Origin of the sequence: Streptomyces sp. NPDC046727 (assembly GCF_040645635.1) — a bacterium.
Lineage (GTDB): Bacteria > Actinomycetota > Actinomycetes > Streptomycetales > Streptomycetaceae > Streptomyces.
Map to the genome: position 1 here is coordinate 56,712 of NZ_JBEYYR010000001.1, position 26,788 is coordinate 83,499.

A 26,788-nucleotide genomic window follows, 5' to 3' on the forward strand; every position below is an offset into this window, starting at 1 on the left:
CTCTCGACACCGCCCATAGGAGGCACCTGATGTCCGCAGCAGCTGTCGAGCGGCCCCACGAGGACTGGTCGCAGATCGCCGAGGCGAACCAGATCATGGAGCGTCTCCCGGGCCTTCGTGCCGAGATCCTCGGAGGCCAGATTCTCGTGAGCCCAGCACCGGACGGCCCGCACTCCGAGGCCCTGATGCTCTTCGCAGCTCCCTTCCAGCAGCTGGGCCTCGTGAGAGCGCTGCCGGGAATCGGGCTGTGGCTGCCCACCGGTCCGGAGGACTACGCCCTCCCCGACCTGTCCGTGGTCGACGACGACTACCGCGATCACCTGGTGGAGAACAGCTGCTACGACCCCACCTGCTTCCGCTTGGTCATGGAGGTCACCTCCAGTAACTGGCGGACGGATCTGCGCGACAAGGTCACCTCCTACGCCAAGGCCAAGGTCCCGGTGTACGTCATCATCGACCGCCACCACCAGCGCGTCCATCTCCTCACCGAGCCGGTGGCCGACCGCTACAAGAACCACGGCATCCACATCCCCGGCGAACTCGTCACCCTTCCCGAGTCCGTCGGAGGCAAGGTCACCCTCGATGTGACCCGCCTCCTTCAAGCCGGCCACGGCTGACCTGGCTGTCCATCAGATCCAGGTCAGCCGCCACAACCGGAACACCCCCGTGCCGTCCGTCAGGTACTGGCCCCCGCCCACGTCCTCGGTGCTGACCACGTACTCCTTGCGCTGCCACAGCGGGATCAGCGGGACGTCCTCGGCCACGTCCGCCTCGATGTCCTCGAAGTCCTTCGCGGCCCGGCTGCGGTCGGCGAACTGCCGGCTCTCCAGGATGAGATGGTCGACCAGCTTGTTGCTGTACCCGGTGCTCATGGTGGAGCCGGTGCCGACGAGCGGGGCGCCGAAGGTGTCCGGGTCGGGGTAGTCGGCCACCCAGCCGACCGCCCACGCGTCCATCTTCCCGGCCGCCCAGCGCTTCTGGAAGTCGGTCCACTCGTAGCCCTTGAGGTCCACCGCGAACAGACCGCTCGCCTCCAGCTGCTTCTTCAGCTCCGCGGACTCCTCCGCGCTCGCGCCGCGGCCGATGCCGTAGCCGAGGGTGAAGCGCACCGGCAGACTCACCCCGGCCTCGGCGAGCAGCTCCCGCGCCTTCCGGGTGCTCCGCTTCGGGTAGTTGTCGAAGAACGACGTGGTGTGGCCGGTGATACCGGTCGGGATCAGCGAGTACAGCGGGTCGACCGTGCCGTCGTAGACCGTCGCGGCCAGCTGCTCGCGGTCGATCAGCCAGGCCATCGCCCGGCGCACCCGCGGATCGTGCAGCGCGGAGCCGGAGCGGGTGTTGAGGTACAGGTTGCGGGTCTCGGAGCTGTCGGACTCGGTGACCCGCTGCCCGGGGTCGCTCGGGTTCAGCTCGGAGAGCACCTTGGGCGGCAGGGTCCGGGTGGCGACGTCGATCCGCCGGTCCCGCCAGGCGCGGTCGAGCTTCGCGGAGTCGGCGTAGTAGCGCAGCTCGACCGGGCGGCCGGTACCGCCCAGAGAGCCCTTGTAGCGCTTGTTCGGCGCGAGGTCCGCCTTCTCGTCCTTGGTGTACGCCGTCAGGGTGTACGGGCCGGTGCCGTCGACGGCGGCGTCCGTGCGCAGGGAGTCGGCCGGGTACTTCTCCCTGTCCACGATCGCGCCGGCGCCGGTGGCGACCTTCAGCGGGAAGGTGGCGTCCCCGGAGGAGAGGTGGAAGGTGACGGTGTGCGCGTCGTCGGCGGTCACCGTGCCGAGCGTGTCGAACAGGGAGGCCGGGCCGACATCGGAGTCGATCTTCTTGACCCGTTCGAAGGAGTACTTCACGTCCTCGGCGGTCATCTCGCGCCCGCTCGGGAAGGTGATCCCGGAACGCAGGGTGCACCGGTACGTCTTCAGGCCGCCGCCCTCGAAGGCGCAGCTCCGCGCGGCGTCCGGGACCGGCTCCACCCCGCCCGGCTCGAACGTCAGCAGCGACTGGAACACATTGCTGAACAGCGCCCAGGATCCGGCGTCGTAGGCGCCGGCCGGGTCGAGCGCGGTGACCGCGTCCGTCGTACCGACGGTGATGGTCCCGCTCTTGCCCTCCCGCGACGGTAACAGCTGCCAGCCGCCGATCCCCACGACGGCGAGCACGAGCAGCGTCACGAGAATCCGCATGCGAACAGATCGCACGGTGGTGCCCTCCCCGGGCCCGTCAAGGCCCTACCCCTGGCCCAGCACGAATCGGCCACTCCCCCTGAGTGACGCGGCTCACCTAATCACACCGGTTTCACCGGGGGGAAGGGCTTTCTGACCAGTTGTGGAAGAACTTACCGACGCGTTGTCTCCGCCGGAATTCACAGACTCTTCGCTATGACCTCCGGCGCAGCGCGCGCAGTCCGCGCAACCCGATGACCCCGATGACCGTCCCCAATACGAAGGAGACGACCGCCAGCAGCAGGTGCACCCAGAAGTACGCGGTCGGGTGACCGTCGTCGAAGGCGAGCCCGCTACTGTCCTTGATCAAGTTCTTGACGAAAGTGACCCAGATGACCCAGGACCACACCCCGAACGCGAGCAGGAACCAGGAGACCGGGCGGCTGAGCTTCATGCCCTCAGTATCGCCGTCGCCTGTCCGGTGCCGTGTCGGGGGTGGGGCGGGCCGGCGATCCCTGCTGCTCACCTCCGCCGCCCTGCTGTCCCTGTCCGTCACCGCGCCCGCCGCGCTCGCCGCGCCGACCCCTTCGACGAGCCCTACGGCCACTCCCCCGGCGCAGATGTCGACCGTGGGCGGCGTCCGGCTCGGGCAGCCGGGCACCCAGGTCGACCTCGCCCCCGGCGTCCCGGTGCTGCCCAAGGGCCTCACCGCCCGCTCCTGGATCGTCTCCGACGCCGAGTCGGGCGAGATCCTCGCCGCGCACAACGCGCACTGGCGGCTGCCCCCGGCGAGCACCCTGAAGATGCTGTTCGCGGACACCGTGCTGCCCCGCTTCCCCAAGAACACCCGGCACAAGGTGGCGCCGGCGGACCTCAAGGGCATGGGCGCCGGCTCCAGCGTGGTCGGGATAAAGGAGGGCGGCACCTACTCCGTGCGCGACCTGTGGCTCGGGGTGTTCCTGCGTTCGGGCAACGACGCCGTACACGTGCTGTCCGCGATGAACGGCGGGGTCGGGCAGACCGTCAGGGACATGCAGGACCACGCCGAGGAACTGCAGGCCCTGGACACGTACGTGGTCTCGCCGGACGGCTACGACGCGCCGGGCCAGGTCTCGTCGGCGTACGACCTGACGCTGTTCGCCCGCTCCGGGCTGCAGAAGAAGGACTTCCGCGAGTACTGCTCCACCGTGAGCGCGAAGTTCGGGGACGCCGAGATCCGGAACACCAACCGGCTGCTGAGCGGTGACAGCGACGTCCCCGTCTACCGGGGCATCGCGGGCGTGAAGAACGGCAACACCACACACGCGGGCGCCACCTTCACCGGCGTCGCCGAACGGGGCGGCAAGGTGCTGCTGGTCACCGTGATGAACCCGGAGAAGAAGGAGCACAACGAGGTCTACAAGGAGACCGCGAAGCTCTTCGACTGGGGGTTCCAGGCGGTCGGCAAGGTCAAGGCGGTGGGCGAGCTGGTGCCGCCGAAGAGCGCCGCGTCCCACGCCGCGGGACCGGACGCCGCCGCCTCGGCCGGGCAGGCGGGGCAGGACGCGGGACGCGCGTCCGGCGGGACGGGCGGGTCGGGTGCGAAGGCGGCGGCGAGCGCCGGCGCCGGGTCCGGCTCCAGCGGCGCCGGCATCGCCCTGGCCGTCGCCGGCGGGCTGCTGGTGCTGCTCGCCGGCGGGGCCTTCCTGGTCAACCGCCGTTGGCCGCTGCCGGACCTGATGCGCCGTCGGACGCGCCCGTGACCTCGGATTCCTTGGCCTGCGTCGCCGTCCAGGAGGCGCAGAACAGGACGAGTTTCGAGGTGAAGTTGATCCACAGCAGCAGTGCCACGGGGACCCCGAACGCGCCGTACATGCTCTTCGCGGCCACGCCCTGGATATAGCCGCTGAGCAGCAGCTTCAGCACTTCGAAGCCGATCGCGCCGAGCAGCGCGGCGACGAGCAGGCGGCGGCGCGGCGGCTCGACCCCGGGCAGCAGGGTCAGGACGTAGAGCAGGACCAGGAAGTCGGCGAGCACGGCAACGGCGAACGCGGCGATCCGCAGCAGCACGCTCCCCCAGCTGTGCTCGCCCAGGCCGATCTGCCGGGACAGCCAGCCGACGGCGGCCGAGGCGAGGGTGGACGCGGCGAGCGTGACCAGCAGGGCGCCGCCGAGGCCGAGCAGGATGCCGGCGTCCTTGGCCTTGGTGAGGACCGGGTTCTCCTCGCGGTCCGGCAGCTCCCACACCGCGCGCAGGCAGTCCCGCATCTGGCCGACCCAGCCGATGCCGGTGAACAGCAGCACCGCGCCGGCGATGACGCCGACCGTGCCCGCGTTGTGCACCAGGGAGGTGAGGTCCAGCTGTTCGGAGATGCCCGGGAACTGGTCGGCGATCCTGCGCTCCACGGTCTTCTGCCGGTCCGGGCTGAGCGTGGCGGCGGTGATCGCCGCGGCCACGGTCAGCAGCGGGAACAGCGCCACGAAGCTGACGAACGTCATGGCGGCGGCCAGCCGGGTCCACTTCACCCGGTCCAGCCGCTCGTAGGACCGCCACGCGTGCGTGGCGGTCAGCCGGGTGACGATCGGCCCGATGACGGGGAGCTTCTTCAGCCAGTCCATGATCCGACTGTGCCCGCTGCGCGGGAATAGCAACACCGCGTTTCACCGCCCGAACGGGCATATATGGGCGATACGGTCGACTGTCATGAAGGATGCCACCGTACCGCCCACCGAACTGCCCCGGTCCCTGCTCGTCCTCGGCGGCACGTCCGAGATCGCGCTGGCCACCGCGCGCCGGCTGATCGCCCGCCGCACGCGCACGGTGTGGCTGGCGGGCCGCCCCTGTCCCGCGCTGGAGAAGGCCGCCGGCAGCCTGCGCGCGCTCGGCGCGGACGTCCGCACCGTCGCCTTCGACGCGCTCGACCCCGAGTCCCACGAGACCGTCCTCGGCAAGGTCTTCGCCGAGGGCGCGATCGACATGGTGCTGCTCGCCTTCGGTGTCCTCGGCGACCAGGCGCACGACGAGCGCGACCCGGTCCGCGCGGTGCGGGTCGCCGGGACCAACTACACGGGGGCGGTCTCGGCGGGTCTGGTCGCCGGCCGCGCCCTCCAGGGCCAGGGCCACGGCCGCCTCGTCGTCCTGTCCGCCACCGCGGCCGAGCGGGCCCGCCGGGCCGACTTCATCTACGGCTCCAGCAAGGCCGGCCTGGACGCCTTCGCCCAGGGCCTCGGTGACGCGCTGCACGGCACCGGCGTGCACGTGATGGTCGTACGCCCCGGATTCGTCCGGACGAGGAGGACGGCCGGCCTGCGTCGGCCGCCGCTCGCCACCACACCGGAGGCGGTCGCCACGGCCATCGAACTCGGCCTGCGCCGCGGCTCGGAGACGATCTGGGTACCGGGCTCGCTCCGCCCGCTGATGGCGGCGCTACGGCACACACCGCGGGCGCTGTTCCGGCGGCTGCCCGTCTAGAGCCGCTCGCTCAACGGCTCGCGATCGTGCCGCGTTCGGCGTCCGCGTGGCCCACCTGGGGCGGTACGACGGATCCCCCGAACGTGTACTCGCGCAGCTTGCGCCACACGTCGTCGGCGCCCTGCTCGTACAGCGCGAAGCCGGTGCACGGCCACTCGGCGTCGAAGCCCGCCAGTTCCTCGAAGGCGCGGTCCATCGCCGCGTCGTCGATGCCGTGCGCGACGGTGACATGCGGGTGGTACGGGAACTGCAGCTCGCGCGCCACCGGCCCGGAGGCGTCCCGGACCCGCTGTTGCAGCCGGGTGCACGCCTCGGCGCCCTGGACGACCCGCACGTACACCACCGGCGACAGGGGCCGGAAGGTGCCCGTGCCGGACAGCTGCATCGGGAACGGCCGGCCGCTCGCGGCGACCTCGGTGAGGTACGCGTCGATCGCCGGCAGGTCGGCCGCGTCCACCTCGGTCGGCGGCAACAGCGTGACGTGCGTGGGGATGCCGTGAGCCGCGGCGTCGCCGAAGCCCGCGCGCAGCTCCTGGAGCAGGCTGCCGTGAGGCTCCGGGACCGCGATCGACACGCCGATCGTTACGGTCCCCACGTCGTCTCCTGTCGTCGCGTCTGTCGTCTTCTCGGCCGACTCGTCCCGGCCGTCGGCTATCGACTGTACGGCCACGGATGTCCTGTGGGCAGGCGCAGCGGAAGTGATGTGCAGCGCTCTGCCCTTCCCGGTGTCCCTGGGCGCCTTTCAGTGCTTCGCGGGCAGGAAGCCCACGCGGTCGTACGCCTGCGCGAGGGTCTCGGCGGCGACGGCGCGCGCCTTCTCCGCGCCCTTGGCCAGAATCGAGTCCAGCGTCTCGGCGTCGTCCAGGTACTGCTGGGTGCGCTCGCGGAACGGGGTGACGAACTCGACCATGACGTCGGCGAGGTCGGTCTTGAGGGCGCCGTACATCTTGCCCTCGTAGTCCTGCTCCAGCTGGCCGATCGACGTGCCGGTGAGCGTGGAGTAGATGGTGAGGAGGTTCGACACGCCCGGCTTGCTCTCGGCGTCGAAGCGGATCACCGTGTCCGTGTCGGTGACCGCGCTCTTGACCTTCTTGGCCGTGGCCTTCGGGTCGTCGAGGAGGTTGATGAGGCCCTTCGGCGTGGACGCCGACTTGCTCATCTTGACCGTCGGGTCCTGGAGGTCGTAGATCTTCGCCGTCTCCTTGAGGATGTACGGCCTCGGGACGGTGAAGGTGTCGCCGAACCGGCCGTTGAACCGCTCGGCGAGGTCACGGGTCAGCTCGATGTGCTGGCGCTGGTCCTCGCCGACCGGCACCTCGTTGGCCTGGTACAGGAGGATGTCGGCGACCTGGAGGATCGGGTACGTGAACAGGCCGACGCTCGCCCGGTCGGCCCCCTGCTTGGCGGACTTGTCCTTGAACTGGGTCATGCGGCTGGCCTCGCCGAAGCCGGTGAGGCAGTTCATGACCCAGGCCAGCTGGGCGTGCTCGGGGACATGGCTCTGCACGAAGAGGGTGCAGCGGTCGGGGTCCAGGCCGGCGGCCAGCAGCTGGGCCGCGGCGAGCCGGGTGTTGGCCCGCAGCTCCTTCGGGTCCTGCGCGACCGTGATCGCGTGCAGGTCGACGACCATGTAGAACGCGTCGTGGGACTCCTGCAGGGCCACCCACTGGCGGACGGCGCCGAGGTAGTTGCCGAGGTGGAACGAGCCAGCCGTTGGCTGAATACCGGAGAGCACGCGAGGTCGGTCTGAAGCCATGTTTTTTATTGTCGCAGAGAGATGGGGCGGGATCGGTGCGTGGGGAACCGCGGGCCCGTTGTGGCTGGGCGCGCAGTTCCCCGTGCCCCTTTCAGGGGTGCTTCAGCCGAGGTCGACTTCCGGGTAGAGGGGGAAGCCCGCCACCAGGTCCGTCGCCCGGTGGGAGATCTCGTCGGCGATCTTCGCGTCCAGGACGTGGGCGGCCTTCGAGGGGGCGCCCGACTTCGTCGTGCCCGGTTCCGTCGTCGTCAGGACGCGGTCGATCAGGGACGCCACCTCGTCCATCTCCGCCGTGCCGAGGCCGCGGGTGGTGAGCGCGGGGGTGCCGACGCGGATGCCGGAGGTGTACCAGGCGCCGTTCGGGTCGGCCGGGATGGCGTTGCGGTTGGTGACGATGCCCGAGTCGAGCAGGGCGGACTCGGCCTGGCGGCCGGTGAGGCCGTAGGAGGTGGCGACGTCGATCAGGTTGAGGTGGTTGTCCGTGCCACCGGTGACCAGGGTGGCGCCGCGCCGCATCAGGCCCTCGGCGAGGGCGCGGGAGTTCTCGACGATGCGCTGGGCGTAGTCCTGGAAGGACGGCTGCCGGGCCTCGGCCAGGGCGACGGCCTTGGCGGCCATGACGTGCGGGAGCGGGCCGCCGAGGACCATCGGGCAGCCGCGGTCGACCTGGTCCTTGAGGGAGTCGTCGCACAGGACCATGCCGCCGCGCGGGCCGCGCAGGGACTTGTGGGTGGTCGTGGTGACGATCTGGGCGTGCGGGACCGGGTCGAAGTCGCCGGTGAGGACCTTGCCCGCGACCAGGCCGGCGAAGTGCGCCATGTCGACCATGAGGGTGGCGCCGACCTCGTCGGCGATCTCGCGCATGATCCGGAAGTTCACCAGACGGGGGTACGCCGAGTAGCCGGCGACGATGATCAGCGGCTTGAACTCGCGGGCCTGGGCGCGCAGCGCCTCGTAGTCGATCAGGCCGGTGGCCGGGTCGGTGCCGTAGGAGCGCTGGTCGAACATCTTGCCGGAGATGTTCGGGCGGAAGCCGTGGGTGAGGTGGCCGCCGGCGTCCAGGGACATGCCGAGCATGCGCTGGTTGCCGAAGGCCTGGCGCAGCTCGGCCCAGTCGGCCTCGGTGAGGTCGTTGACCTGCCGGGCGCCGGCCTTCTCCAGGAAGGGGGCCTCGACGCGGTCGGCGAGGACGGCCCAGAAGGCGACGAGGTTGGCGTCGATGCCGGAGTGCGGCTGGACGTAGGCGTGGCGGGCGCCGAAGAGTTCGCGGGCGTGCTCGGCGGCGAGGGCCTCGACGGTGTCGACGTTGCGGCAGCCGGCGTAGAAGCGGCGGCCGATGGTGCCCTCGGCGTACTTGTCGCTGAACCAGTTGCCCATGGCGAGCAGGGTCGCCGGGGAGGCGTAGTTCTCCGAGGCGATCAGCTTCAGCATCTCGCGCTGGTCGGTGACCTCCTGGCCGATCGCGTCGGCGACCCGCGGCTCGACGGCACGGATCACGTCGAGCGCGGCGCGGAAGGCGGTGGACTCGGTCGACAGGGGCTGCTCTGGCATGGGGACCTCCGGACGGTGTGCGTACAGCGTTCACGTTCGGCCCAGGCGCACGGCACTTTTCCCACTCGGGCCGCTCCCTGATGGTCCGTCCCATCCCAGCGCGCCAGTCACGGCCCGCTCGTCAGCCTACCGGGCGCGCCGGGCGGGGCACACGCGGCGGTGGCCGCATGTCGATCGCGGCCCGCGTGCGCCGTGCGAGCGAGGATGAGAAGGGGTTCACCGTCGAATGCGAGTCGTCTCCGGGAGAGGCCGTGACCGCTGCAGAAGACCTCATCGCCGCCGCCGACGCGCACAGCGCGCCCACCTACGATCCGCTGCCGGTCGTGATCGCCACCGGTGAGGGGTCGTGGCTGACCGATGTGGCGGGGCGGCGCTATCTGGACCTGCTGGCCGGGTACTCGGCGCTGAACTTCGGGCACGGCCACCCGCGGCTGGTCGAGGCGGCCCGGCGGCAGCTGGACCGGTTGACGCTGACCTCCCGCGCCTTCCACCACGACCGGTTCGCCGCCTTCTGCACCGAGCTGGCGGAGCTGTGCGGGATGGAGATGGTGCTGCCCGTGAACACGGGCGTGGAGGCGGTGGAGAGCGCGCTGAAGACCGCCCGGAAGTGGGGGTACCGGGTGAAGGGGGTGCCCGCGGAGATGGCGAAGATCGTCGTGGCGGGCGGCAACTTCCACGGCCGTACGACGACGGTCATCAGCTTCTCGACGGATCCGGAGGCGCGGGCGGACTTCGGGCCGTACACGCCCGGTTTCGAGATCGTGCCGTACGGCGATCTGACCGCGATGCGGTCGGCGCTCACCGAGAACACGGTCGCCGTGCTGCTGGAGCCGATCCAGGGCGAGTCCGGGGTGATCGTGCCGCCGGCCGGCTATCTGCCCGGGGTGCGGGAGCTGACGCGCGAGCGGAACGTCCTCTTCGTCGCGGACGAGATCCAGTCGGGGCTCGGCCGCACCGGCCGCACCTTCGCGTGCGAGCACGAGGGCGTGGTCCCGGACATGTACCTCCTGGGGAAGGCGCTGGGCGGCGGGATCCTGCCGGTGTCGGCGGTGGTGTCGAGCGCGGCGGTGCTCGGGGTGTTCCGGCCGGGCGAGCACGGGTCGACGTTCGGCGGGAATCCGCTGGCCTGCGCGGTGGCGCTGGAGGTGATCGCGATGCTGCGGACCGGCGAGCCCCAGGAGCGGGCGGCGCGGCTGGGCGAGCGGCTGCACCGGCGGCTGGCCGAGCTGCGCGGCACGGGCCGGGTGACGGCGGTGCGCGGGCGCGGGCTGTGGGCCGGGGTGGACGTCTCGCCGGCGGTGGGCACCGGCCGGCAGGTCTCCGAGCGGCTGCTGGCCCGTGGGGTCCTGGTCAAGGACACCCACGGGTCGACGGTCCGGATCGCGCCGCCGCTGGTGATCGGCGAGGAGGAGCTGGAGTGGGGGCTGGAGCAGCTGCGGGAGGTGCTCTGCGGGGACTGATCAGCGGAGCGGGATGTCGGTCCCGTGCTCGTCGGCGGGCCGGGGGCCGAAGATGCGCCGGTCGGCCTCGCTGATGGCTACGTCGTTGATGCCGGCCTCGCGGCGGCGCATCAGGCCGTGCTCGTCGAACTCCCACAGTTCGTTGCCGTAGCTGCGCCACCACTGGCCGTCGGCGTCGCGGCACTCGTACTGGAAGCGGACGGCGATCCGGTTCTCGTGGAAGCTCCAGAGGCTCTTGCGCAGCGCGTAGTCGCGTTCGCGCTCCCACTTCTCGGTGAGGAAGGCGACGATCTCCTCCCGGCCGGTGAGGAACCGGTCCCGGTTCCGCCAGACGGAGTCCGGCGTGTAGGCGAGGGCGACCCGGTGGGGGTCGCGGCTGTTCCAGGCGTCCTCGGCCGCCCGCACCTTCTGGAGGGCGGTTTCCAGGGTGTACGGCGGGTAGGGCGGGCGGTCCTCGGGCACGGCGGCCTCCTCAAGTCGAGAACGAGCGTTCTCCAGTGATGCGACTAAGGTAGAGAACGACCGTTCTCATCGTCAAGGAGCCCCCGGATGCCCGCCCCGATCACCGAAGAGCAGAACCGCCAGGACCGCGAGACACTCCTGGACGCGGCGGAGGCGCTGTTCTACGCGCACGGCATCCAGGCGGTGGGGATGGACCGGGTCCGCGAGGCGTCCGGACTGCCGCTGAAGCGGATCTACCGGCTCTTCGCGACCAAGGAGGACCTCGTGGTCGCCATGCTCCGGCGGCGCGACCGGCGCTGGCGCGCGAGCCTGGCCGCGCATGTGGAGCGCGTCCCGGACCCGCGCGGACGGGTCCTCGCGGTCTTCGACTGGCTCGCCGGGTGGTTCGCGGAGCCCGGCTTCCGCGGCTGCGCCTGGATCAACGCCCACGGCGAACTCGGCTCGTCGTCCGAGCCGGTCCTGGCCGAGGTCCGCGCCCACAAGCGGGCCTTCCACGACCAGCTCGCCGCCTGGGTGTCGGCCACCGGCGCCCCGGTGACCGAACCGGTGTTCCTGCTCGCCGAGGGAGCCATCGTCACGGCGGGCATCACCGGGGATCCGGCGGCGGCGGGGGAGGCGCGGGCGGCGGTGGAGAGGCTGCTGGCCGATTAGGCCCTGTCGTTCGGACCAGTCGGTCGTTGGTCCGGGTGTGCCGTTGACTGATACGCAGGGGGCACGGATCGAGCCGTTGCTCCCGGACCGGACGCCGAAGCGGGGTGGCCGCCGGCGGGACCACCGGGAGGTGATCGATGCGATCGCGTTCAAGTTCCAGACCGGAACGCAGTGGGTCCGTCTGCCGGAGACTACCGGCGCGTGCTCGCCGGCCTGGACGGCGTGAGGCTGGTCGATGTCGACCCCGACCGCTCCGTAGGTCCTGACGCTGCCGTTCCACCAGCACCTCACCAACAGCGACATCGACCAGGTCGTCACCGTCTTCGGTCAGGTCCTCAAGACCGTGGGAGCCGCATCGTGCGCAAGGTCCTGACCGTCTGCGTCGGCAACTACTGCCGCAGCCCGTTCGCCGCGCTCGCTCTCGCCAAGCGGGGCGCCGGCGAACTCGAAGTCCGCTCAGCCGGGCTGATCGGCAAGTGGGAAGGCGAGCCCGCCAATGACTCGATGATCGAGGCCGCCAGGCGGCTCGGCCTCGGCCTCACCGCCCACCGCGGCCAGCAGCTCACCCGGGAGATGCTCGGCTGGGCCGACAGCGTCCTGGCGATGGATGCCTCCGTGCTCCAAGTCCTCCGCGAGATCACCGACGACGACGTTCAGCCCAAGCTGAGCCTGTATCCGACCGACCGCGACGTCCCCGACCCGATGGGCAAGGACCAGGAGGCGTTCAACGCGTGCGCCGTCCTCATCGAGGCAGGGACGGCTCTCCACGTCGGCCGGCCCGACCGGTGACCGGCTGACCCGCCGCGGCGGAAAGGATCTCGTCCACGAGCCTGTCCGCCGCGTCCGGACGGCCATACGCGCGAGCCCGCTCCGCCATGCCCCACCGCAGCTGGGCATCGGCCAGGAGCGGGCCCACCGCTGTCTGCAACCGGGCCGCCGTCACCTCGCCCGTGAGCGCGACCGCCGCCCCGGCCTGCTCCAAGTGCCGCGCGTTGTGAACCTGCTCGTTCCCCGCCGACGACGCCAGCGGCACAAACACGGCCGGCTTGCCGAGCGCGGTCAGCTCCGCCAGCGTCCCGGCCCCGCTGCGCGAGACCACGACGTGGGCCAGGGCCAGGACGTCGGGCAGCTCGCCGCTGACGAACCCCGCCAGGTGGTAGCGAGCCGCCAGCTCCGGCGGCAGCCCGGCCGCGCGTGCCCGCAGACCCTCCTCGTTGGCCGGGCCGCACTGGTGGATGACATTCGCGTACTGCAGCAGCCACGGCAGCACCTCGGCGACCAGCTCGTTGATCTGCTGCGAGCCCTGCGCCCCACCAGTGACGTACACGGTCGGCAGCTGCCGATCGAACCCCCACAGGCCGAACGCCTGGACAGCCCTGTCCGCCTGTCCGGACAGCACCTCGGGCCGCACCGGGTTCCCGGTCACCACGGCGATCGCGCGCGCCGACTCCGACAGCAGCTCCAGCGTCGACTCCGACGACACGCAGATGCGCGCCGCCGACGCCGCAAGCTTCCGGTTCGCCAATCCCAGCCGCACCGTCTGCTCGTGCAGCACCAGCGGCCGGTGGCACATCCGCGCCGCCAGCCCGGCCGGCACCGCCACATAGCCACCCGTCGCCAGCACCACATCCGGCCGGAACCGGTCGATGGCCCGCCGCGCCTGCAGCACGCCGAGCGGCACCCGGGCCATGTCCTTGACGTTCGCCGGCGACGCCATCCTGATCGGATTCCTGGAGCGGCGGATCTTGCCGGTCGCCACCGCGGTGAACGCGATGCCCTCGGCCGGAGCGACGCGCGCCTCCAGCCCGTCAGCCGTCCCGATCCACAGAGTCTCGAGCGCCCGCCCCTCGGCGGCGAGCCGGGCCTGCAGGGTGCGAACCGCAGTCAGCGCGGGATACGTGTGTCCACCGGTCCCGCCGCCCGTGACGACAAGACGGAAGGGGGCGCTGTGCATCGGGCTGCTCCTCGGCGAAACGGAGATCAGACGAGCCGCCACAGTAGCCGCTGAGGCAGCCGCTTGGCCCGCCGCGCTCGAATCCACACCACGCGTCGACTCCCTCAGGCCCAGCTCACACAGCCGACGTCGGAAAGTTCGGCCGGCTCCTCCTCCACCCGGAACGCCAAGTCCACGCCGTACGGCATCGCACACCCCCCGTGATCTCTCGACCACGCCGGATTCCCCGCGGACAAGTCCAACGATCTTTTCCTCGCCTCGGCGCGGGCGTGGACGTGCCAGGGAGAGATTCCGCGATGACTCGCAACCGCCGCCGCAAGCTGGACAACCGCGCCGCCGCTGGCGACTCCGGTACCCGCTGCACGCGGGACCGCCGCCAGGCCCTCGGAGCACCGGGCGCCAGCATCCGCAGCTTCAAGGGCGACATCGGCATCTGTATCACCTGCGGGCAGGACGACGGCCGTCTCCGCGCTGGACCTGAACGGCCTCAGGGCAGCAGGCCGTCGGCGATCCCCCGCAGTGCCGCCGCGGCCCGCCGCTGGAATCCCGGCCCGAACGTGACCCGAGTGGCCCCGAGTCCGCCGAGCGCGGCGGGCGAGGGGCCCTCGCCGTCCAGCCGGGACAGGGCGTTCAGCGGGCCCTGGATCCCGGAGCGCAGCAGGGGCAGTACGTCCGCCGGGGCGAGGATCGGGTACACGCAGTCGGCGCCCGCGGCGACGTACAGCGCGGCCCGCTCGATGACCCGTTCGGGATCCCCGTCGCCGTGGACGAAGACGTCGACGCGGGCGTTGACGAACAGCCGGTCGGCGGCGGCGGACCGCACCTCGGCGAGGAACTCGGCGTGCTCGTGCGGGTCCTTGAGGGCGCCCCCGTCGGAGTCCTCAAGGTTGCAGCCGACGGCACCCGCCTCCAGCAGCCGCTCCACCAGCTCCTTCGGCGCGAGCCCGTACCCGCTCTCGACGTCCGCCGACACCGGCACGTCCACCGCCCGGGTGATCCTGGCGACCGCGGCGAACATCTCGTCGGCCGGGGTGGCCCCGTCCTCGTACCCGAGGGACGCGGCGACGCCCGCGCTCGGCGTGGCCAGCGCCGGGAACCCGGCCGCCACGAACACCCGCGCGCTGGCCGCGTCCCACGGCCCGGGCAGGACCAGCGGATCACCCTGGGCGCGCCCTCGGTGCAGGGCGCGGAACTCGTCCACCTTGCTCACGGCTGGTACCCCCCTGGTGGGACGCGGCGGCTGACCATCAGGCGGTTCCAGCCGTTGATGACGGTGATCAGGCCGATGAGATGGGCGAGTTCGCCCGCGTCGAAGTGCTGGGCGGCCCGCTCGTACACCTCGTCCGGCACGAAGCCCTCCGTGAGGACCGTGACCGCCTCGGTCAGCGCCAGCGCGGCCCGCTCCCGCTCGCTGTAGAGGTCCTCGGTCTCCTCCCAGGCGTTGAGGAGCTGGACGCGGTCCTCCGACTCCCCGTTCTCCCGGGCCAGTCGAAGGTGCATGTCGAGGCAGAACGCGCAGTGGTTGAGCTGCGAGGCCCGGATCATGACCAGCTCGGCGAGAGCCGGATCGCCGAGCCCCTTCTTCGCCGCCGCGCCGGCCGTGGCCATCGCCCGGCCGACCGCCGGGTCCAGCAGCTGGGTACGGCTCACTTGTGCTGCCCCGGCTGGTAGTGGCCCGGCGTCATCCGGGTCGTCACGCCGAACCGGTTCCATGCGTTGATCACCGTGATCGCGGCGATCAGCTGGGCCAGCTCGGCCTCCTCGAACTGCTTGGCGGCCTTCTCGTACACCTCGTCCGGCACGAAACCGTCCGTCAGCACGGTGATCGCCTCGGTCAGCTCGATCGCCGCCAGCTCCTTCTCGGTGTAGAAGTGCCGCGACTCCTCCCACGCGCTGAGCTGGACGATCCGCTCGACGCTCTCGCCGGCCGCGAGCGCGTCCTTGGTGTGCATGTCGAGGCAGAACGCGCAGTGGTTGAGCTGCGAGGCCCGGATCTTCACCAGCTCGTACAGCTTCGGGTCCAGCCCGCGCCGGGCGGCGGTGTCCAGGCGGATCATCGCCTTGTAGACCTCGGGGGCGTGCTCGGCCCAGTTCAGGCGCGGGGCTTCTTCGGCGGCGTACACGACGGGTTCTTCTGCAGTGGTCATGTCTTCGACCCTAGAAGCGAGGCAGCCCAGGAGTATGGTCCATTTCCATGGGGAGATCCTGGGCCACTTTGGGCGTCGACCTGCACCTCGAACCGAGCCGCGCGGGCGGCCTGCGCCGGGGCCTGACCGACGCCCTGCGGGACGCGGTCCGCTCCGGCCGGCTCGCCCCCGGCACCCGGCTGCCGTCCTCCCGCTCCCTCGCCGCCGACCTCGGCATCGCCCGCAACACCGTCGCCGAGGCCTACGCCGACCTGGTCGCGGAGGGCTGGCTCACCGCCCGGCAGGGCTCCGGCACCCGGGTCGGCGACCGGGTCGTGGCCCCGCCGTCGGGTACGGCCGCGGCGGCCCGCCGGGCACCCGGCCGCCCCGTCCACAGCCTCGTCCCGGGCACCCCCGACCTCGCCGCCTTCCCGCGCGCCGAGTGGCTCAAGGCCGCCCGCCGCGCGCTGGCCACGGCCCCCTTCGACGCCCTCGACTACGGCGACCCGCGGGGCCGCCCCGAACTGCGCGCCGCCCTCGCCGGCTATCTCGCCCGCGCCCGGGGCGTCCGCACCGGCCCGGACCGGGTCGTGATCACCGCGGGCTTCTCGCACGCCCTGGGCATCCTCGGCCGGGTGCTGCGGGCCCGCGGGGTGCGGACGGTGGCGGTGGAGTCGTACGGCCTGGACGTCCACTGGTCGCTGCTGCGGGACGCGGGCTGCGCCACGCCCGCCCTGCCGTACGACGAACTCGGCACCGACCCCGGCGGGTTGGGCGACGCCGGCGCGGTACTCCTGACCCCCGCCCACCAGTTCCCGATGGGCACGCCCCTGCACCCCGACCGGCGGGCCGCCGTCGTGGACTGGGCGCGGCGCACCGGCGGCCTGGTCCTGGAGGACGACTACGACGGCGAGTTCCGCTACGACCGCCAGCCGATCGGCGCGTTGCAGGGCCTGGACCCCGACCGCGTGGTCTACCTGGGCACCGCCAGCAAGTCCCTGGCCCCCGGGCTCCGGCTGGGCTGGATGGTGCTGCCGCCGGCCCTGGTGGAGGAGGTGACCGCGGCCAAGGGGCGCATCGACACGGTCGGGGCGCTGGATCAGCTGACGCTGGCCGAGTTCCTCACCTCCGGCGCCTACGACCGGCACGTCCGCTCCTCCCGGTTGCGCTACCGGCGCCGCCGCGACGCCCTCGCCGCCGCCGTCACCGCACGCGCGCCCGGGGTACAGGTCACCGGGATCGCCGCCGGCCTGCACGCGCTCCTGCGCCTCCCGCCCGGCACCGAGCAGTCGGTGGTCCAGGCCGCCGCCTGGCAGGGCCTGGCCCTGCACGGCCTGGACTACCACCGGCACCCGGAGGCCGTCGCCGAGCCCCTGGACGCCCTGGTCGTCGGCTACGGCACACCACCGGACAGCGCCTGGGCGGGGGCGTTGGAGGCTCTGTGCAGGGTGCTGCCGTAGGAGTGCGGTTCGGCCGCCCGCCATGAACCGGTAGTGTCTGCGCCTCGCTATTCGAACGTACGAGGTCGTGGGTCGAAAGCGGGCCGCACGACGGGGAGGGGCGTCCATGCGAAGAGCCGTGGCCCTGCTGGCCGCGCTGTTCGGTCTGGTCATCTGCGTCCAGTGGCAGTGGCCCGGACGGGCGAGCGCCGCGCCGGATGCCGATCAGCTCCGCAAGTCCGCCGGGCAGACGTGGGCCCTGCAGTCCATGGCGAACAGCAAGTTCGTCTCGGCCCCGGCCACCGGCACGGGCGCCGACTACGCCAGGCTCCGGGCGGTCGCCGGCTCGGCCGGTCCCGCCGAGCGGTTCACGCTGCACACCGAGGACAAGGGTGCGCACGTCAGCCTGCGCAGCGAGGTGAACGGGCTGTTCGTCAGCACCGACATCAACAACAGTGACAAGCTGCGCGCCCAGGGCGACCACCTCGGTTCCTGGGAGCAGTTGCAGCTGACGTACGAGGGCAGCGACGCGGACGGCGCCTACTACAAGCTGTACTCGCCCATCGCCGACAAGTACGTAGCCGCGGAACTCGGCTACGCCACCACGGACCCCGACTACGCGGTGCTGCGGGCCCGGACGGCGACGACGGCGAGGATCGGCTCCTGGGAGCGCTTCCGGCTGGTTCGGGCCGGCGACGACCACGTGGGGGCCGTCGAGGCCGACACGGCTCAGTGGGGCTCTCCGCCCGCCCCCGTGGCGCCCTCGCCCGCCTCGGTGAAGGTCATGGCCTGGAACCTGTGCGGGGACCAGAACACCGACTGCGCGAACCACCACTCGACGCCCGGCCACATCGCCGACCAGGTCATCGGGCAGCTCAACGACGTCGGTTCCGCCTACACCCCCGACGCGCTGTTCTTCGAGGAGACCTGCGAGCAGTTCGCCAAGCCGGTCGAGACGGCGCTGGAGCAGCGCACGGGCACCGGCTGGGACGTCAGGTTCGCACCCATCTACTACACCGTCGCCACCAACGGCGGCTCCGTGCTCGCGCAGAAGGAATGCGCCGACGCCACGGGGTACGGCAACCGGGGCGCGTACGGCATCAGCGTCGCGGTGCCGGAGGAGAACACCTGGTACCGGGCGCACATCCTGAGGTCCCCGGCCGGCGCGGAGCAGCGGGCCGCCCTGTGCGCGGCCATCGTGTCGAAGGCCGTCATGTACTGCGGCGCGCACTTCAGCACCGGCGGCAAGGACTGGGAGGACACCGACTGGTCGGCCCACGGCTTCCAGCGGGACGAGCTGATGGGCGACGAGGCGAGAGCGAAGGACAGCGGCTACCGCGTGGTGTTCGGCGGCGACCTGAACGTCAACCCGCCGGCCCGCGGCTGGGACGGCCACGCGGTCCTCGACCCGGCGTACGACGCGTACCGCGAGTGCGCTCAGCTGCAGGACGCCGGCAGCGCGCGGGACGGCCGGAACACCACCGGCAACTCGAAGATCGACTACATCTTCGGGGCCGGGCACACCGCGTGCGCGGTCTCGGCGGGCACGTGGGGCTCCGACCACCACGCGCTGCGCTCGACGACCCTGCTTCCCTAGCGACGCCGCCCCGGTGCACCGGCGCCACCGGTGCGCCGGGGCTCGCCGTCATTCCTCCTCGGCCGCCGGCGCCTCCCCGAACCGCGCCAGTGCCAGGGCTCCCGCCACCGCGACCGCGAAGCCCAGGGCCGCCAGCCAGGCGAGGCCCTCCCGGGTCCGGTCGCCCAGCCACACCACGCCCACTGCCGCCGGGCCGATCGTCTCGCCGATCACTATGCCGGCCGTGGCCGTCGTCACCGAGCCGCGCTGCAGGGCCGAGGTGAGCAGCAGGAACGCGGCGCCGCCGCCCAGCAGCAGGGCGTACGCCGCCGGGTTGGCCAGCAGGTCCGCGGGCCGCAGCGAGTCGACGAGCCGTACCGACACCTCCACCACCCCGAACCCGAACCCGGCGCCGAGCCCCAGCAGCAGCGCCCGGGACCGGCCGGACAGGCGCCCGCCCGCCCCGCCGAGCAGCAGCACGCCGACCGCCACCGCCACCATCGCGTACGGCAGCCAGTCCGGCCCGCTCCGCTCGCCCTCGGTGCCCGAGGCCAGCCCCAGCATGGCGAGCCCCGCGCACACCACCCCCACGGCGGTCCACTCCAGGCCGTTCAGCCGGACCCCCAGCAGCCGCGCCGCCACCACCGCCGTCACCGCGAGGCTCGCCGCCAGCGCGGCGCCCACCGCGTAGATCGGCACGGACCGCAGGGCCGCGATCTGCAACAGGAAGCCCAGCCCGTCCAGCGCCAGACCGGCGAGGTACCGCCACTGCCGCAGCGCCCGCAGCAGCAGCGCCGCGTCCCCGCCGCCGCCCTCTTCCGCACCCGCCGCCCGCGCGGCCACCGCCTGCAACACCGTCGCCGTACCGAAGCAAACCGCCGCGCCGAGGGCGCACACCATTCCAAAAAGCACGAAGCGACTCTAGGCGAGCGGGAGATCGCGGGGGCCCCTGCGCGGTCACTCACACCTGCTTCTAGGCTGACCGCCGAACATCACATCCGACGGGGGAGACACCACCATGGCGCAGACACGCCGACAGCTCCGCTCCGGCACCGTCGTCCTCGGCGGCATGGGCCTGCTGGCCGCCGCGCTCGCCGCCTGCTCGTCCGAGCCGGACAAGCGCTGCGTCGACCGCGACAGCTACAACGTCACCAAGGGCTACAAGGTCGTCTCCGACCAGAACTGCAAGACCGGCTCCGGATCCGTGAAGACGTCCGTCAGGAAGACGGGCAAGAAGAAGACCCTCAAGAAGACGACCGACGCCGCCTGGTACTACGACGGCGACGAGGACGACGGCTGGGTCGACGGCGGTTCCTTCACCAGGTCCAGCGGCGGCTCGGGCAGCGGCGGCTCGTACGACGACGACAACCACAGCGGGAGCCACAGCGGGGTCCACCGCGGCGGCTTCGGCGGCGGCCACGGCAGCTCCGGCGGCTGACGGACCGACCATGGAACGCCGTACGACCACACCCCGCCCCGGCTGGCAGCAGACCGTCGAGGAACAGGGACTGATCTACCCCCTCACCCGCCACCCCGACGGCTCCCTGCGCCCGTACTGGGACGAGAGCGCCTACTACGTCTTCTCGCTGGAGGAGGTCGAGGCGCTGGAGGAGGTCGTCGAGGAACTGCACCGCATGTGCCTCGCGGCGGCCGAGCACATCGTGGCCAAGGACCGTCTCGCCGACCTCGGCATCACCGACCCGCGGGTGGCCGCCGCGGTCACCGAGGCCTGGCAGCGCCGTGCCGAACTGCCGTCCGTCTACGGCCGTTTCGACCTCCGCTACGACGGCACGGGACCGGCGAAGCTCCTGGAGTACAACGCCGACACCCCCACCTCCCTGGTCGAGGCCGCCTCCCCGCAGTGGTTCTGGATGCGGGATCGTTTCCCCGGCGCCGACCAGTGGAACTCCCTGCACGAACGCCTGGTCGACGCCTGGCGGGAGCAGGCGGCCCTGCTGCCTCCGGGCAGCCCGCTGCACTTCGCGCACTCCGCGGCCGACGAACTCGGCGAGGACCTGATGACGGTCGCCTACCTGAAGGAGACCGCCGAGCAGGCCGGCCTCGCCACCGACTGGCTCGCCATGGAGGAGATCGGCTGGGACACCCTCTCCGGCCGCTTCGTCGACAACCAGCTCCGCTTCATCCGCGGCATCTTCAAGCTCTACCCCTGGGAGTGGCTCACCACCGACGCCTTCGGCGGGCACGTCCTGGACACGCTCGACAACGGCGGCGGCACCGGCAGCACCCTGTGGATCGAGCCGGCCTGGAAGATGCTCCTGAGCAACAAGGCCCTGCTGGCGATCCTGTGGGAGCTGTACCCCGGCCACCCCAACCTCCTCCCCGCCTACCTGGACGGCCCGCGCGAACTGGCCGGGACGACCGGCTACGTCGCCAAGCCCCTCCTCGGCCGGGAGGGCGCGGGCGTCACCGTGCACGAGCCCGGTTCCCCGCCCGCCCTCCGCGACGAGCCCTGCTGCTACCAGCAGCTGGCCCCGCTGCCCGCCTTCGACGGCAACCACGTCGTCCTCGGCGCCTGGGTCGTCCGCGACGAGTCGGCCGGCCTCGGCCTGCGCGAGTCGACGGGCCTGATCACGGACGAGTACGCGCGCTTTCTGCCGCATGTGATCCTCTAGGGTCACCGCGTGGTCAGCGGGCGTCGAGCCACTCCTTCCACACGGTGGGGTGGCTGTCCACCCACTTCTTCGCCGCCTCCTGGGGGGTCAGCTTCTGGTCGGCGATCATCAGGGAGACCTCGTTCTGGTCCTTCGTCGTCCACTTGAACTTCTTCAGGAAGGCCGCCGCCTCGCCGCCGCCCTTCGCGAAGTCGGCGTTGAGGTACTTCTGCAGCGGGGTGTGCGGGTAGGAGCAGGTGATCTTCGCCGGGTCGGCGTCGCAGCCGTCCTTGTACGGGGGCAGCTTCACCTCCGTCATGGGCACCTTCTCGAACAGCCACTGGGGTGCGTACCAGTACGTGAGGAAGGGCTTCTTCTCCTTGGCGAACTGCCTGATCTGGGTGATCTGCGCGGCCTCGGAGCCGGCGAAGACGACCTGGTAGTTCAGTTTCAGGTTGTTCACCAGGGCCTTGTCGTTGGTGACGTAGGACGGGGAGCCGTCCATCAGCTGGCCCTTGCCGCCGCTCTCCGCGGTGCGGAAGAGGGAGGCGTACTTGTTGAGGTTCCTCCAGTCCGTGATGTCCGGGTGCTGTTTCGCCAGGTAGGTGGGGACGTACCAGCCGATGTGGCCGGTCACCCCGAGGTCGCCGCCCCGCGCGATCGTCTTCTTGTCGGTGACGTACCGCTTCTCCTGGTCCGGGTGGCCCCAGTCCTCCAGGAGGGCGTCGACCCGGCCCTGGCTGAGCGCGTCCCAGGCGGGCACCTCGTCGACCTGGACGGTGTCGACGCGGTAGCCGAGCTTGTGCTCCAGGATGTACTGGGCCACGGCCACGTTGCCCTGCGCGCCCACCCAGGACTGCACGGACAGGGTGACCGTCTTCGCGCCCTGGGCGTTCGCGAACGGGCTGGCCTGCTTGGTCATGTCGGCGGCGCCGCAGCCGGTCAGCAGTGCGAGCGCGGACGCTCCGGCGGCCACCGTGAGGGTCGTACGGATGCGCATGTCACGCTCCCTTCTTCGCGCGGCGTTCGGTCGGCTGGGTCACCCGGTCGAGCATCAGGCCCAGGCAGACGATGGCGGCACCGGCCACCAGGCCCGTCGCCAGGTCGCCCTGGGCGAGGCCGAAGGCGACGTCGTAGCCGAGGGCGCCGCCGCCGACCAGACCGCCGATGATGACGACGGCGAGGACCAGGACCACGCCCTGGTTGACGGCGAGCAGCAGCGACCGCCGGGCGAGCGGGAGCTGGACCTGCCACAGCTGCTGGCGGCCGGTCGCGCCGAGCGAGCGCGCGGACTCCAGCGCTGCCTGGTCGACCTGGCGCAGGCCCTGCGCCGTGATCCGGACGACGGCCGGCAGCGCGTAGACGACGGCCGCGGCGACGGCGGGGGCGCGGCCGACACCGAAGAGGGCCACGACCGGGATCAGGTACACGAACTGCGGCATGGTCTGGAAGACGTCCAGGACCGGGCGCAGGGCGCGTTCGACGCGGTCGCTGCGGGCCGCGGCGATACCGGTCGCGATGCCCAGGACGAGGGTGACGGCTACGGCGGCCAGCACCTGGGAGAGGGTGTCGAGCGAAGGTTCCCACACGCCGAGCACGCCGATCGCGGCCATGGCGAGGACCGCGGTCAGCGCGGTGCGCCAGGTGCCGATCAGCCAGGCCAGGGCGGCGACGACGAGCAGCACCGACCACCAGGGCAGCCACTGCAGGCCGTCCCGGACGGGGTCCAGGACCCAGGTGGTGAAGTGGCCCGCCCAGTCGGCCGTACCACCGACGACCGGGACGCCGGAGTAGAGGTGGCCGGTCATCCAGTCGACGGCGCGGTTGACGGGTTCGGCGATGCCCAGGACCCAGCCGGCGGGCCAGTCCGGCGCGCCGAGGAGACGGACGGCGAGGGCCACGGCCGCGGTGACGGCCAGGGCGTACGGCCAGCCGATGGTCCGGGATCGTGTCTCACCGTTGCCGGCGGCGGCGGTGACGCGGTCCAGGACCACCGCGAGCAGGACGAGCGGGATGCCGGCCGCGAGGGCCGCGCCGACGTCGACCGAGGCGAGGGCCTGGTAGACGCGGTCGCCGAGGCCGCCGGCGCCGATGACCGCGGCGATGACGGCCATGGACAGCGCCATCATGATCGTCTGGTTGAGGCCGAGGAGGAGTTCCCTGCGGGCCAGCGGGATACGGGCGGTCAGCAGCCGCTGGCGACGGGTGGCGCCGAGCGACTCCACGGCCTCCAGGACTTCGGGGTCGGCGCCGCGCAGGCCGAGCGCGGTGAGGCGGGCCATCGGCGGGGCGGCGTACACGACGGTGGCGAGGACGGCCGCGGGGACGCCGATGCCGAAGACCAGGACGACGGGGAGGAGGTAGGCGAAGGCCGGGAGCACCTGCATGGTGTCCAGGACCGGGCGCAGGGCGCGGTCGAGGCGGTCGGAGAGGCCGGCGGCGAGACCGAGGAACGCGCCGACGATCACGGAGACCAGGACGGCGACCACCATCAGGGCGAGGGTCTGCATGGTCGGCACCCACATGCCCAGTGCCCCGCAGGCCAGGAAGGCGGTCGCCGTGCCGGCGGCGAGGCGGGGGCCGGCGAAGCGCCAGGCGAGCAGGGCGCCGAACGCGGTGACGCCGGCCCAGCCCGCGGCGAGCAGGGTGAGGTAGACGGCTCGTACGGAGAGGACGACCGCGTTGCTGATGTAGCCGAAGAAGTACAGGAACAGGGGGTGGCTGTCCCGGTTGTCCATGACCCAGTCGCTGGCGGTGGTGAGGGGTTTGGAGAGGTGGACCGTCAGCTCTCGGGGCCAGGTCCCGTCGCCCCAGCGGTTGAAGAGGGGCAGCAGGACGGCGGTGAGGAGGCCGAGCAGGAGGAGCTTGCCCGCGGCTCGGCTCTTGAGCAGGCGGGGGGTGTCCGTGCGGGAGGTGAAGACGGTGAGCGTTGCCATCAGACGGCCTCCGGGCTGGTGCGGGGCGCGGGCGGGGTCGCTCGCCGGTGCTCGCCGGGTGCCGCCACGCCGGCGACCACGCCGAGCAGCTGCTCGTGGTCGACCACGCCCAGGCACCTGCCCTCGTCCACCACGCGTGCCGGGGCGCCCGCGCGGGCCACCGCCTCGATCGCCTCCGCGACCGTGGCTTCCGGCGGGACCGCGGGACCGCTGCCCGCCTCCTTGGCGGACGCGGTCCTCATCGCCGTACGGACCGTCATCACCTGTTCGCGCGGGACCTCGCGCACGAACTCGCGGACGTAGTCGTCCGCCGGGGAGCCCACGATCTCCTCGGGGGTGCCCAGCTGGACCACGCGGCCGTCGCGCATCAGGGCGATGCGGTCGCCGAGTTTCAGGGCCTCGCTCAGGTCGTGGGTGATGAAGACCATCGTGCGGCCCTCTTCGCGGTGCAGGCGGGTCACCTCGTCCTGCATGTCGCGGCGGATGAGGGGGTCGAGGGCGCTGAACGGCTCGTCGAACAGCAGCACCTCGGGGTCGACCGCCAGCGCCCGTGCGAGCCCCACCCGCTGGCGCTGGCCGCCGGAGAGCTGGCTGGGCCGGCGCTTCTCCATGCCTTCCAGGCCGACCTTGGCGACGAACTCGGCGGCGCGCTCGCGGCGTTCGGACTTGCCGACGCCCTGGATCTCCAGGCCGTAGGCGACGTTGTCCAGCACCGTGCGGTGCGGGAGCAGGCCGAAGTGCTGGAAGACCATCGCGGCCCGGTGCCGGCGCAGTTCGCGCAGGCGGGCCTGGTCCATCGCGCGGACGTCCTCGCCGTCGATGGCGATGGTGCCCGCCGTCGGCTCGATCAGCCGGGTCAGGCAGCGGACCAGGGTGGACTTGCCGGAGCCGGAGAGGCCCATGACGACGAAGACCTCGCCCTTGCGGACGTCGAAGGAGACGTCCCGGACGGCGGCGGTGCAGCCGGTGCGGGAGCGGAGCTCGGCGGGAGAGAGCGCGGCCAGCTCCGGGTCGGCGGGGATCCGCTCCGGCTTCGGTCCGAAGACCTTCCACAGGCCGGACACCGAGAAGACGGGCTCGGTCGTGGTGGGGGGCTTGCGGGTGGGGACGGTGAGGGTCATCGGAAGTCACCTCCGATCAGGTCGACGGCCTTCTCCCCGACCATGAGCACCCCGATCATCGGGTTCACGGCGGTCATGGTCGGGAAGACGGAGGCGTCGGCGATGCGGATGCCGTCGAGGCCGCGGATCCTCAGCTCCGGGTCCACTACGGCGAGTTCGTCGTCGGGGGCGCCCATCCTGCAGGTGCCGGCCGGGTGGTAGACGGTGTGCGCGACCTTGCGGGCGTACTCGCTCAGCTCGGCGTCGCCGGTGACGTCCGGGCCGGGGGCCACCTCGCGCTTGAGCCAGCCGGCCAGCGGCTCGGCCTTGGCGATCTCGCGGGCGATGCGGATGCCGTCGACCAGGGTCCGGGCGTCGTAGTCGTCCTCGTCGGTGAAGTAGCGGAAGTCCAGGGCGGGCTTCACGGACGGGTCGGCGCTGGTCAGGTAGAGGCGGCCGCGGCTCTTCGGCTTGGGGATGTTCGGGGTCATCGAGACGCCGTACGCCGGGCGTTCGTAGCCGAGGCGCTCCGGGTTGTCCGTGAACGGGATCTGGTAGAAGTGGAACATCAGGTCCGGGCCCGCGTGTCCGGGGTCGCGGCGGACGAACAGGCCCGCGTCGGAGTCCATCGCGGAGTTCTCCGGGATCGGTCCGTGGGTCTCCCAGACGATGACCGACTCGGGGTGGTCGAGGAGGTTCTCGCCGACGCCGGGCAGGTCGTGCGCGACGGGGATGCCGAGCGCCTCCAGGTCCGCGCGGGGGCCGATGCCCGAGTGGAGCAGCAGGCGCGGGGAGTCGACGGCGCCGGCGCACAGCACGACCTCGTTGCGTGCGCGGATCAGCAGCTCCTCGCCGTCCTTGGTGCGCACGTGGACGCCCTCGGCGCGGGTGCCGTTCAGCTCCAGCTTGTACGCCCAGGTCTCCAGCAGGATCGTCAGGTTGGGGCGCTCGTCCATCACCGGGTGCAGGTACGCCACGGAGGCGGAGGAGCGCTTGTTGTTCTCGGGGTGGTAGGCGAGGTCGAAGAAGCCGACGCCGTCGTTGAACGGCTTGCGGTTGAAGCCCTCGACCCGGGGTACTCCGAGCGCCGACTGCGCGGCGTCGACGAAGTCGCGGGCGATGGCGTTCCGGTCCTTCTCGTCGACGGAGACGATGTTGTTCTTCAGGCGGGCGAAGTAGGCCTCCATGGGGACGGCGCCCCAGCCCTTGGCGCCGGCCTCCTCCCACTCGTCCCAGTCGGACGGCAGGGGCTTGAAGGAGATGAGGGTGTTGTGCGAGGAGCAGCCGCCGAGGACGCGGGCGCGGCTGTGCCGGATGTGGGAGTTGCCGCGGGGCTGTTCGACCGTCGGGTAGTCGTAGTCGAGTTCGCCGCCGAGCAGGCCCATCCAGCGGCGCAGGGTGAGGACGTCGTCGCGGCCGACGTCGCTCGGGCCGCCCTCGATGACGGCGACGGTGACGTCGGGGTTCTCGGTGAGGCGGGAGGCGATGACGGAGCCTGCGGTGCCGCCGCCGATGACGACGTAGTCGTAGAGGTGGGGGGTGGTGTCGGGCATGGGGGTAC

General features: G+C 71.9%; 27 protein-coding genes and 1 riboswitch. Of the genes, 11 read left to right on the forward strand and 16 right to left on the reverse strand.

What is annotated here, in order from left to right:
* The first annotated feature begins 29 nt into the window (after positions 1 to 29).
* The gene (locus ABZ937_RS00295; protein WP_361684005.1) at positions 30 to 617 is read left to right on the forward strand and encodes a Uma2 family endonuclease; all 588 of its coding nucleotides are present in this window, start codon (positions 30 to 32) and stop codon (positions 615 to 617) included.
* Between the two features lie 12 nt (positions 618 to 629).
* On the opposite strand, the gene ABZ937_RS00300 is transcribed toward ABZ937_RS00295, so the two are convergent.
* Positions 630 to 2,174 (reverse strand): ABC transporter substrate-binding protein, encoded by a 1,545-nt coding sequence (locus tag ABZ937_RS00300; protein ID WP_361684008.1) that lies wholly within the window; start codon positions 2,172 to 2,174, stop codon positions 630 to 632.
* A gap of 193 nt (positions 2,175 to 2,367) precedes the next feature.
* A complete protein-coding gene (locus tag ABZ937_RS00305) occupies positions 2,368 to 2,607 on the reverse strand; it encodes a hypothetical protein (RefSeq protein WP_361684011.1) in 240 nt (79 codons plus the stop codon).
* Here ABZ937_RS00305 and ABZ937_RS00310 point away from each other — a divergent pair.
* Entirely contained in the window at positions 2,606 to 3,895 is a 1,290-nt protein-coding gene (locus tag ABZ937_RS00310; RefSeq protein WP_361684014.1) for a D-alanyl-D-alanine carboxypeptidase, read from the forward strand. The genes ABZ937_RS00305 and ABZ937_RS00310 overlap by 2 nt on opposite strands.
* Here the strand turns inward: ABZ937_RS00310 and ABZ937_RS00315 are convergent.
* Positions 3,843 to 4,751 (reverse strand): YihY/virulence factor BrkB family protein, encoded by a 909-nt coding sequence (locus ABZ937_RS00315; RefSeq protein ID WP_361684017.1) that lies wholly within the window; start codon positions 4,749 to 4,751, stop codon positions 3,843 to 3,845. The two genes, ABZ937_RS00310 and ABZ937_RS00315, sit on opposite strands and share 53 nt — an antisense overlap.
* Before the next feature lie 85 nt (positions 4,752 to 4,836).
* On the opposite strand from ABZ937_RS00315, the gene ABZ937_RS00320 reads away from it, so the two are divergent.
* Positions 4,837 to 5,604 (forward strand): decaprenylphospho-beta-D-erythro-pentofuranosid-2-ulose 2-reductase, encoded by a 768-nt coding sequence (locus tag ABZ937_RS00320; protein WP_361684020.1) that lies wholly within the window; start codon positions 4,837 to 4,839, stop codon positions 5,602 to 5,604.
* Positions 5,605 to 5,614: 10 nt separating this feature from the next.
* On the opposite strand, the gene ABZ937_RS00325 is transcribed toward ABZ937_RS00320, so the two are convergent.
* The 3 genes from ABZ937_RS00325 to ABZ937_RS00335 all read right to left on the reverse strand — a co-directional run bounded on the left by ABZ937_RS00325 (position 5,615) and on the right by ABZ937_RS00335 (position 8,911).
* On the reverse strand, positions 5,615 to 6,199 hold the full coding sequence (locus ABZ937_RS00325) for a 2'-5' RNA ligase family protein (RefSeq protein WP_361684023.1): 585 nt from the start codon (positions 6,197 to 6,199) through the stop codon (positions 5,615 to 5,617).
* 147 nt (positions 6,200 to 6,346) lie between these two features.
* Positions 6,347 to 7,360, reverse strand: coding sequence for a tryptophan--tRNA ligase (gene trpS / locus ABZ937_RS00330; RefSeq protein WP_361684026.1), 1,014 nt, complete (start codon positions 7,358 to 7,360; stop codon positions 6,347 to 6,349).
* Positions 7,361 to 7,462: 102 nt separating this feature from the next.
* Positions 7,463 to 8,911: a glycine hydroxymethyltransferase gene (locus tag ABZ937_RS00335; protein WP_361684029.1), complete on the reverse strand. Its 1,449-nt coding sequence runs from the start codon at positions 8,909 to 8,911 to the stop codon at positions 7,463 to 7,465.
* A gap of 32 nt (positions 8,912 to 8,943) precedes the next feature.
* Positions 8,944 to 9,032: riboswitch (ZMP/ZTP riboswitch) on the reverse strand.
* A gap of 130 nt (positions 9,033 to 9,162) precedes the next feature.
* Here ABZ937_RS00335 and rocD point away from each other — a divergent pair.
* Positions 9,163 to 10,371 (forward strand): ornithine--oxo-acid transaminase, encoded by a 1,209-nt coding sequence (gene rocD / locus ABZ937_RS00340; protein WP_361684032.1) that lies wholly within the window; start codon positions 9,163 to 9,165, stop codon positions 10,369 to 10,371.
* Here the strand turns inward: rocD and ABZ937_RS00345 are convergent, their stop codons facing one another.
* Entirely contained in the window at positions 10,372 to 10,833 is a 462-nt protein-coding gene (locus ABZ937_RS00345) for a nuclear transport factor 2 family protein (RefSeq protein ID WP_361684035.1), read from the reverse strand.
* 87 nt (positions 10,834 to 10,920) lie between these two features.
* Here ABZ937_RS00345 and ABZ937_RS00350 point away from each other — a divergent pair, with 87 nt between their 5' ends.
* The 3 genes from ABZ937_RS00350 (at position 10,921) to ABZ937_RS00360 (ending at position 12,273) form a co-directional block, all read left to right on the forward strand.
* On the forward strand, positions 10,921 to 11,484 hold the full coding sequence (locus ABZ937_RS00350) for a TetR/AcrR family transcriptional regulator (RefSeq protein WP_361684038.1): 564 nt from the start codon (positions 10,921 to 10,923) through the stop codon (positions 11,482 to 11,484).
* Positions 11,485 to 11,521: 37 nt separating this feature from the next.
* On the forward strand, positions 11,522 to 11,710 hold the full coding sequence (locus ABZ937_RS00355) for a transposase (protein ID WP_361684041.1): 189 nt from the start codon (positions 11,522 to 11,524) through the stop codon (positions 11,708 to 11,710).
* A gap of 131 nt (positions 11,711 to 11,841) precedes the next feature.
* On the forward strand, positions 11,842 to 12,273 hold the full coding sequence (locus ABZ937_RS00360; protein ID WP_361684044.1) for a low molecular weight phosphotyrosine protein phosphatase: 432 nt from the start codon (positions 11,842 to 11,844) through the stop codon (positions 12,271 to 12,273).
* Here the strand turns inward: ABZ937_RS00360 and ABZ937_RS00365 are convergent.
* The 4 genes from ABZ937_RS00365 to ABZ937_RS00380 form a co-directional block, all read right to left on the reverse strand.
* Positions 12,227 to 13,438: a UDP-N-acetylglucosamine--N-acetylmuramyl-(pentapeptide) pyrophosphoryl-undecaprenol N-acetylglucosamine transferase gene (locus ABZ937_RS00365; protein WP_361684047.1), complete on the reverse strand. Its 1,212-nt coding sequence runs from the start codon at positions 13,436 to 13,438 to the stop codon at positions 12,227 to 12,229. The two genes, ABZ937_RS00360 and ABZ937_RS00365, sit on opposite strands and share 47 nt — an antisense overlap.
* 487 nt (positions 13,439 to 13,925) lie before the next feature.
* Positions 13,926 to 14,648, reverse strand: a complete 723-nt coding sequence (locus tag ABZ937_RS00370; RefSeq protein WP_361684050.1) for an isocitrate lyase/phosphoenolpyruvate mutase family protein — start codon at positions 14,646 to 14,648, stop codon at positions 13,926 to 13,928.
* Positions 14,645 to 15,088, reverse strand: a complete 444-nt coding sequence (locus ABZ937_RS00375) for a carboxymuconolactone decarboxylase family protein (RefSeq protein WP_361684053.1) — start codon at positions 15,086 to 15,088, stop codon at positions 14,645 to 14,647. The genes ABZ937_RS00370 and ABZ937_RS00375 overlap by 4 nt, the downstream gene beginning before the upstream one ends.
* Entirely contained in the window at positions 15,085 to 15,585 is a 501-nt protein-coding gene (locus ABZ937_RS00380; RefSeq protein ID WP_361684055.1) for a carboxymuconolactone decarboxylase family protein, read from the reverse strand. The genes ABZ937_RS00375 and ABZ937_RS00380 overlap by 4 nt, the downstream gene beginning before the upstream one ends.
* 47 nt (positions 15,586 to 15,632) lie before the next feature.
* On the opposite strand from ABZ937_RS00380, the gene ABZ937_RS00385 reads away from it, so the two are divergent.
* Both ABZ937_RS00385 and ABZ937_RS00390 read left to right on the forward strand, forming a co-directional pair.
* Entirely contained in the window at positions 15,633 to 17,024 is a 1,392-nt protein-coding gene (locus ABZ937_RS00385; protein WP_361684058.1) for a PLP-dependent aminotransferase family protein, read from the forward strand.
* Between the two features lie 106 nt (positions 17,025 to 17,130).
* Positions 17,131 to 18,600: an endonuclease/exonuclease/phosphatase family protein gene (locus tag ABZ937_RS00390; RefSeq protein WP_361684061.1), complete on the forward strand. Its 1,470-nt coding sequence runs from the start codon at positions 17,131 to 17,133 to the stop codon at positions 18,598 to 18,600.
* A gap of 48 nt (positions 18,601 to 18,648) precedes the next feature.
* On the opposite strand, the gene ABZ937_RS00395 is transcribed toward ABZ937_RS00390, so the two are convergent.
* On the reverse strand, positions 18,649 to 19,479 hold the full coding sequence (locus ABZ937_RS00395; RefSeq protein ID WP_361684716.1) for a hypothetical protein: 831 nt from the start codon (positions 19,477 to 19,479) through the stop codon (positions 18,649 to 18,651).
* A 118-nt stretch (positions 19,480 to 19,597) separates the two neighbouring features.
* Between ABZ937_RS00395 and ABZ937_RS00400 the strand changes: the two genes are divergently transcribed.
* Positions 19,598 to 20,017: a hypothetical protein gene (locus ABZ937_RS00400; RefSeq protein WP_361684064.1), complete on the forward strand. Its 420-nt coding sequence runs from the start codon at positions 19,598 to 19,600 to the stop codon at positions 20,015 to 20,017.
* A gap of 10 nt (positions 20,018 to 20,027) precedes the next feature.
* Entirely contained in the window at positions 20,028 to 21,212 is a 1,185-nt protein-coding gene (locus ABZ937_RS00405; RefSeq protein ID WP_361684067.1) for a glutathionylspermidine synthase family protein, read from the forward strand.
* Positions 21,213 to 21,225: 13 nt separating this feature from the next.
* Here the strand turns inward: ABZ937_RS00405 and ABZ937_RS00410 are convergent, their stop codons facing one another.
* The 4 genes from ABZ937_RS00410 to ABZ937_RS00425 are packed head-to-tail and all read right to left on the reverse strand — an operon-like array spanning position 21,226 to position 26,780.
* Positions 21,226 to 22,191, reverse strand: coding sequence for an ABC transporter substrate-binding protein (locus ABZ937_RS00410; RefSeq protein ID WP_361684070.1), 966 nt, complete (start codon positions 22,189 to 22,191; stop codon positions 21,226 to 21,228).
* 1 nt (position 22,192) lies between these two features.
* Positions 22,193 to 24,127, reverse strand: a complete 1,935-nt coding sequence (locus tag ABZ937_RS00415) for an ABC transporter permease subunit (protein ID WP_361684073.1) — start codon at positions 24,125 to 24,127, stop codon at positions 22,193 to 22,195.
* Positions 24,127 to 25,248: a glycine betaine/L-proline ABC transporter ATP-binding protein gene (locus ABZ937_RS00420; RefSeq protein ID WP_361684076.1), complete on the reverse strand. Its 1,122-nt coding sequence runs from the start codon at positions 25,246 to 25,248 to the stop codon at positions 24,127 to 24,129. Before ABZ937_RS00420 ends, ABZ937_RS00415 begins: the two co-directional genes overlap by 1 nt.
* On the reverse strand, positions 25,245 to 26,780 hold the full coding sequence (locus tag ABZ937_RS00425; protein WP_361684079.1) for a GMC oxidoreductase: 1,536 nt from the start codon (positions 26,778 to 26,780) through the stop codon (positions 25,245 to 25,247). The genes ABZ937_RS00420 and ABZ937_RS00425 overlap by 4 nt, the downstream gene beginning before the upstream one ends.
* Positions 26,781 to 26,788 lie beyond the last annotated feature (8 nt).

Coding starts and splice junctions, on each gene's coding strand:
- ABZ937_RS00315 (WP_361684017.1), bottom strand. CDS start 4,751: ATGGACTGGCTGAAGAAGCTCCCCGTCATCGGGCCGATCGTCACCCGG.
- ABZ937_RS00305 (WP_361684011.1), bottom strand. CDS start 2,607: ATGAAGCTCAGCCGCCCGGTCTCCTGGTTCCTGCTCGCGTTCGGGGTG.
- ABZ937_RS00310 (WP_361684014.1), top strand. CDS start 2,606: ATGCCCTCAGTATCGCCGTCGCCTGTCCGGTGCCGTGTCGGGGGTGGG.
- ABZ937_RS00410 (WP_361684070.1), bottom strand. CDS start 22,191: ATGCGCATCCGTACGACCCTCACGGTGGCCGCCGGAGCGTCCGCGCTC.
- ABZ937_RS00365 (WP_361684047.1), bottom strand. CDS start 13,438: ATGCACAGCGCCCCCTTCCGTCTTGTCGTCACGGGCGGCGGGACCGGT.
- ABZ937_RS00385 (WP_361684058.1), top strand. CDS start 15,633: ATGGGGAGATCCTGGGCCACTTTGGGCGTCGACCTGCACCTCGAACCG.
- ABZ937_RS00335 (WP_361684029.1), bottom strand. CDS start 8,911: ATGCCAGAGCAGCCCCTGTCGACCGAGTCCACCGCCTTCCGCGCCGCG.
- ABZ937_RS00295 (WP_361684005.1), top strand. CDS start 30: ATGTCCGCAGCAGCTGTCGAGCGGCCCCACGAGGACTGGTCGCAGATC.
- ABZ937_RS00415 (WP_361684073.1), bottom strand. CDS start 24,127: ATGGCAACGCTCACCGTCTTCACCTCCCGCACGGACACCCCCCGCCTG.
- ABZ937_RS00300 (WP_361684008.1), bottom strand. CDS start 2,174: ATGCGGATTCTCGTGACGCTGCTCGTGCTCGCCGTCGTGGGGATCGGC.
- ABZ937_RS00320 (WP_361684020.1), top strand. CDS start 4,837: ATGAAGGATGCCACCGTACCGCCCACCGAACTGCCCCGGTCCCTGCTC.
- ABZ937_RS00400 (WP_361684064.1), top strand. CDS start 19,598: ATGGCGCAGACACGCCGACAGCTCCGCTCCGGCACCGTCGTCCTCGGC.
- ABZ937_RS00390 (WP_361684061.1), top strand. CDS start 17,131: ATGCGAAGAGCCGTGGCCCTGCTGGCCGCGCTGTTCGGTCTGGTCATC.
- ABZ937_RS00380 (WP_361684055.1), bottom strand. CDS start 15,585: ATGACCACTGCAGAAGAACCCGTCGTGTACGCCGCCGAAGAAGCCCCG.
- ABZ937_RS00420 (WP_361684076.1), bottom strand. CDS start 25,248: ATGACCCTCACCGTCCCCACCCGCAAGCCCCCCACCACGACCGAGCCC.
- ABZ937_RS00350 (WP_361684038.1), top strand. CDS start 10,921: ATGCCCGCCCCGATCACCGAAGAGCAGAACCGCCAGGACCGCGAGACA.
- ABZ937_RS00395 (WP_361684716.1), bottom strand. CDS start 19,479: ATGGTGTGCGCCCTCGGCGCGGCGGTTTGCTTCGGTACGGCGACGGTG.
- trpS (WP_361684026.1), bottom strand. CDS start 7,360: ATGGCTTCAGACCGACCTCGCGTGCTCTCCGGTATTCAGCCAACGGCT.
- ABZ937_RS00425 (WP_361684079.1), bottom strand. CDS start 26,780: ATGCCCGACACCACCCCCCACCTCTACGACTACGTCGTCATCGGCGGC.
- ABZ937_RS00405 (WP_361684067.1), top strand. CDS start 20,028: ATGGAACGCCGTACGACCACACCCCGCCCCGGCTGGCAGCAGACCGTC.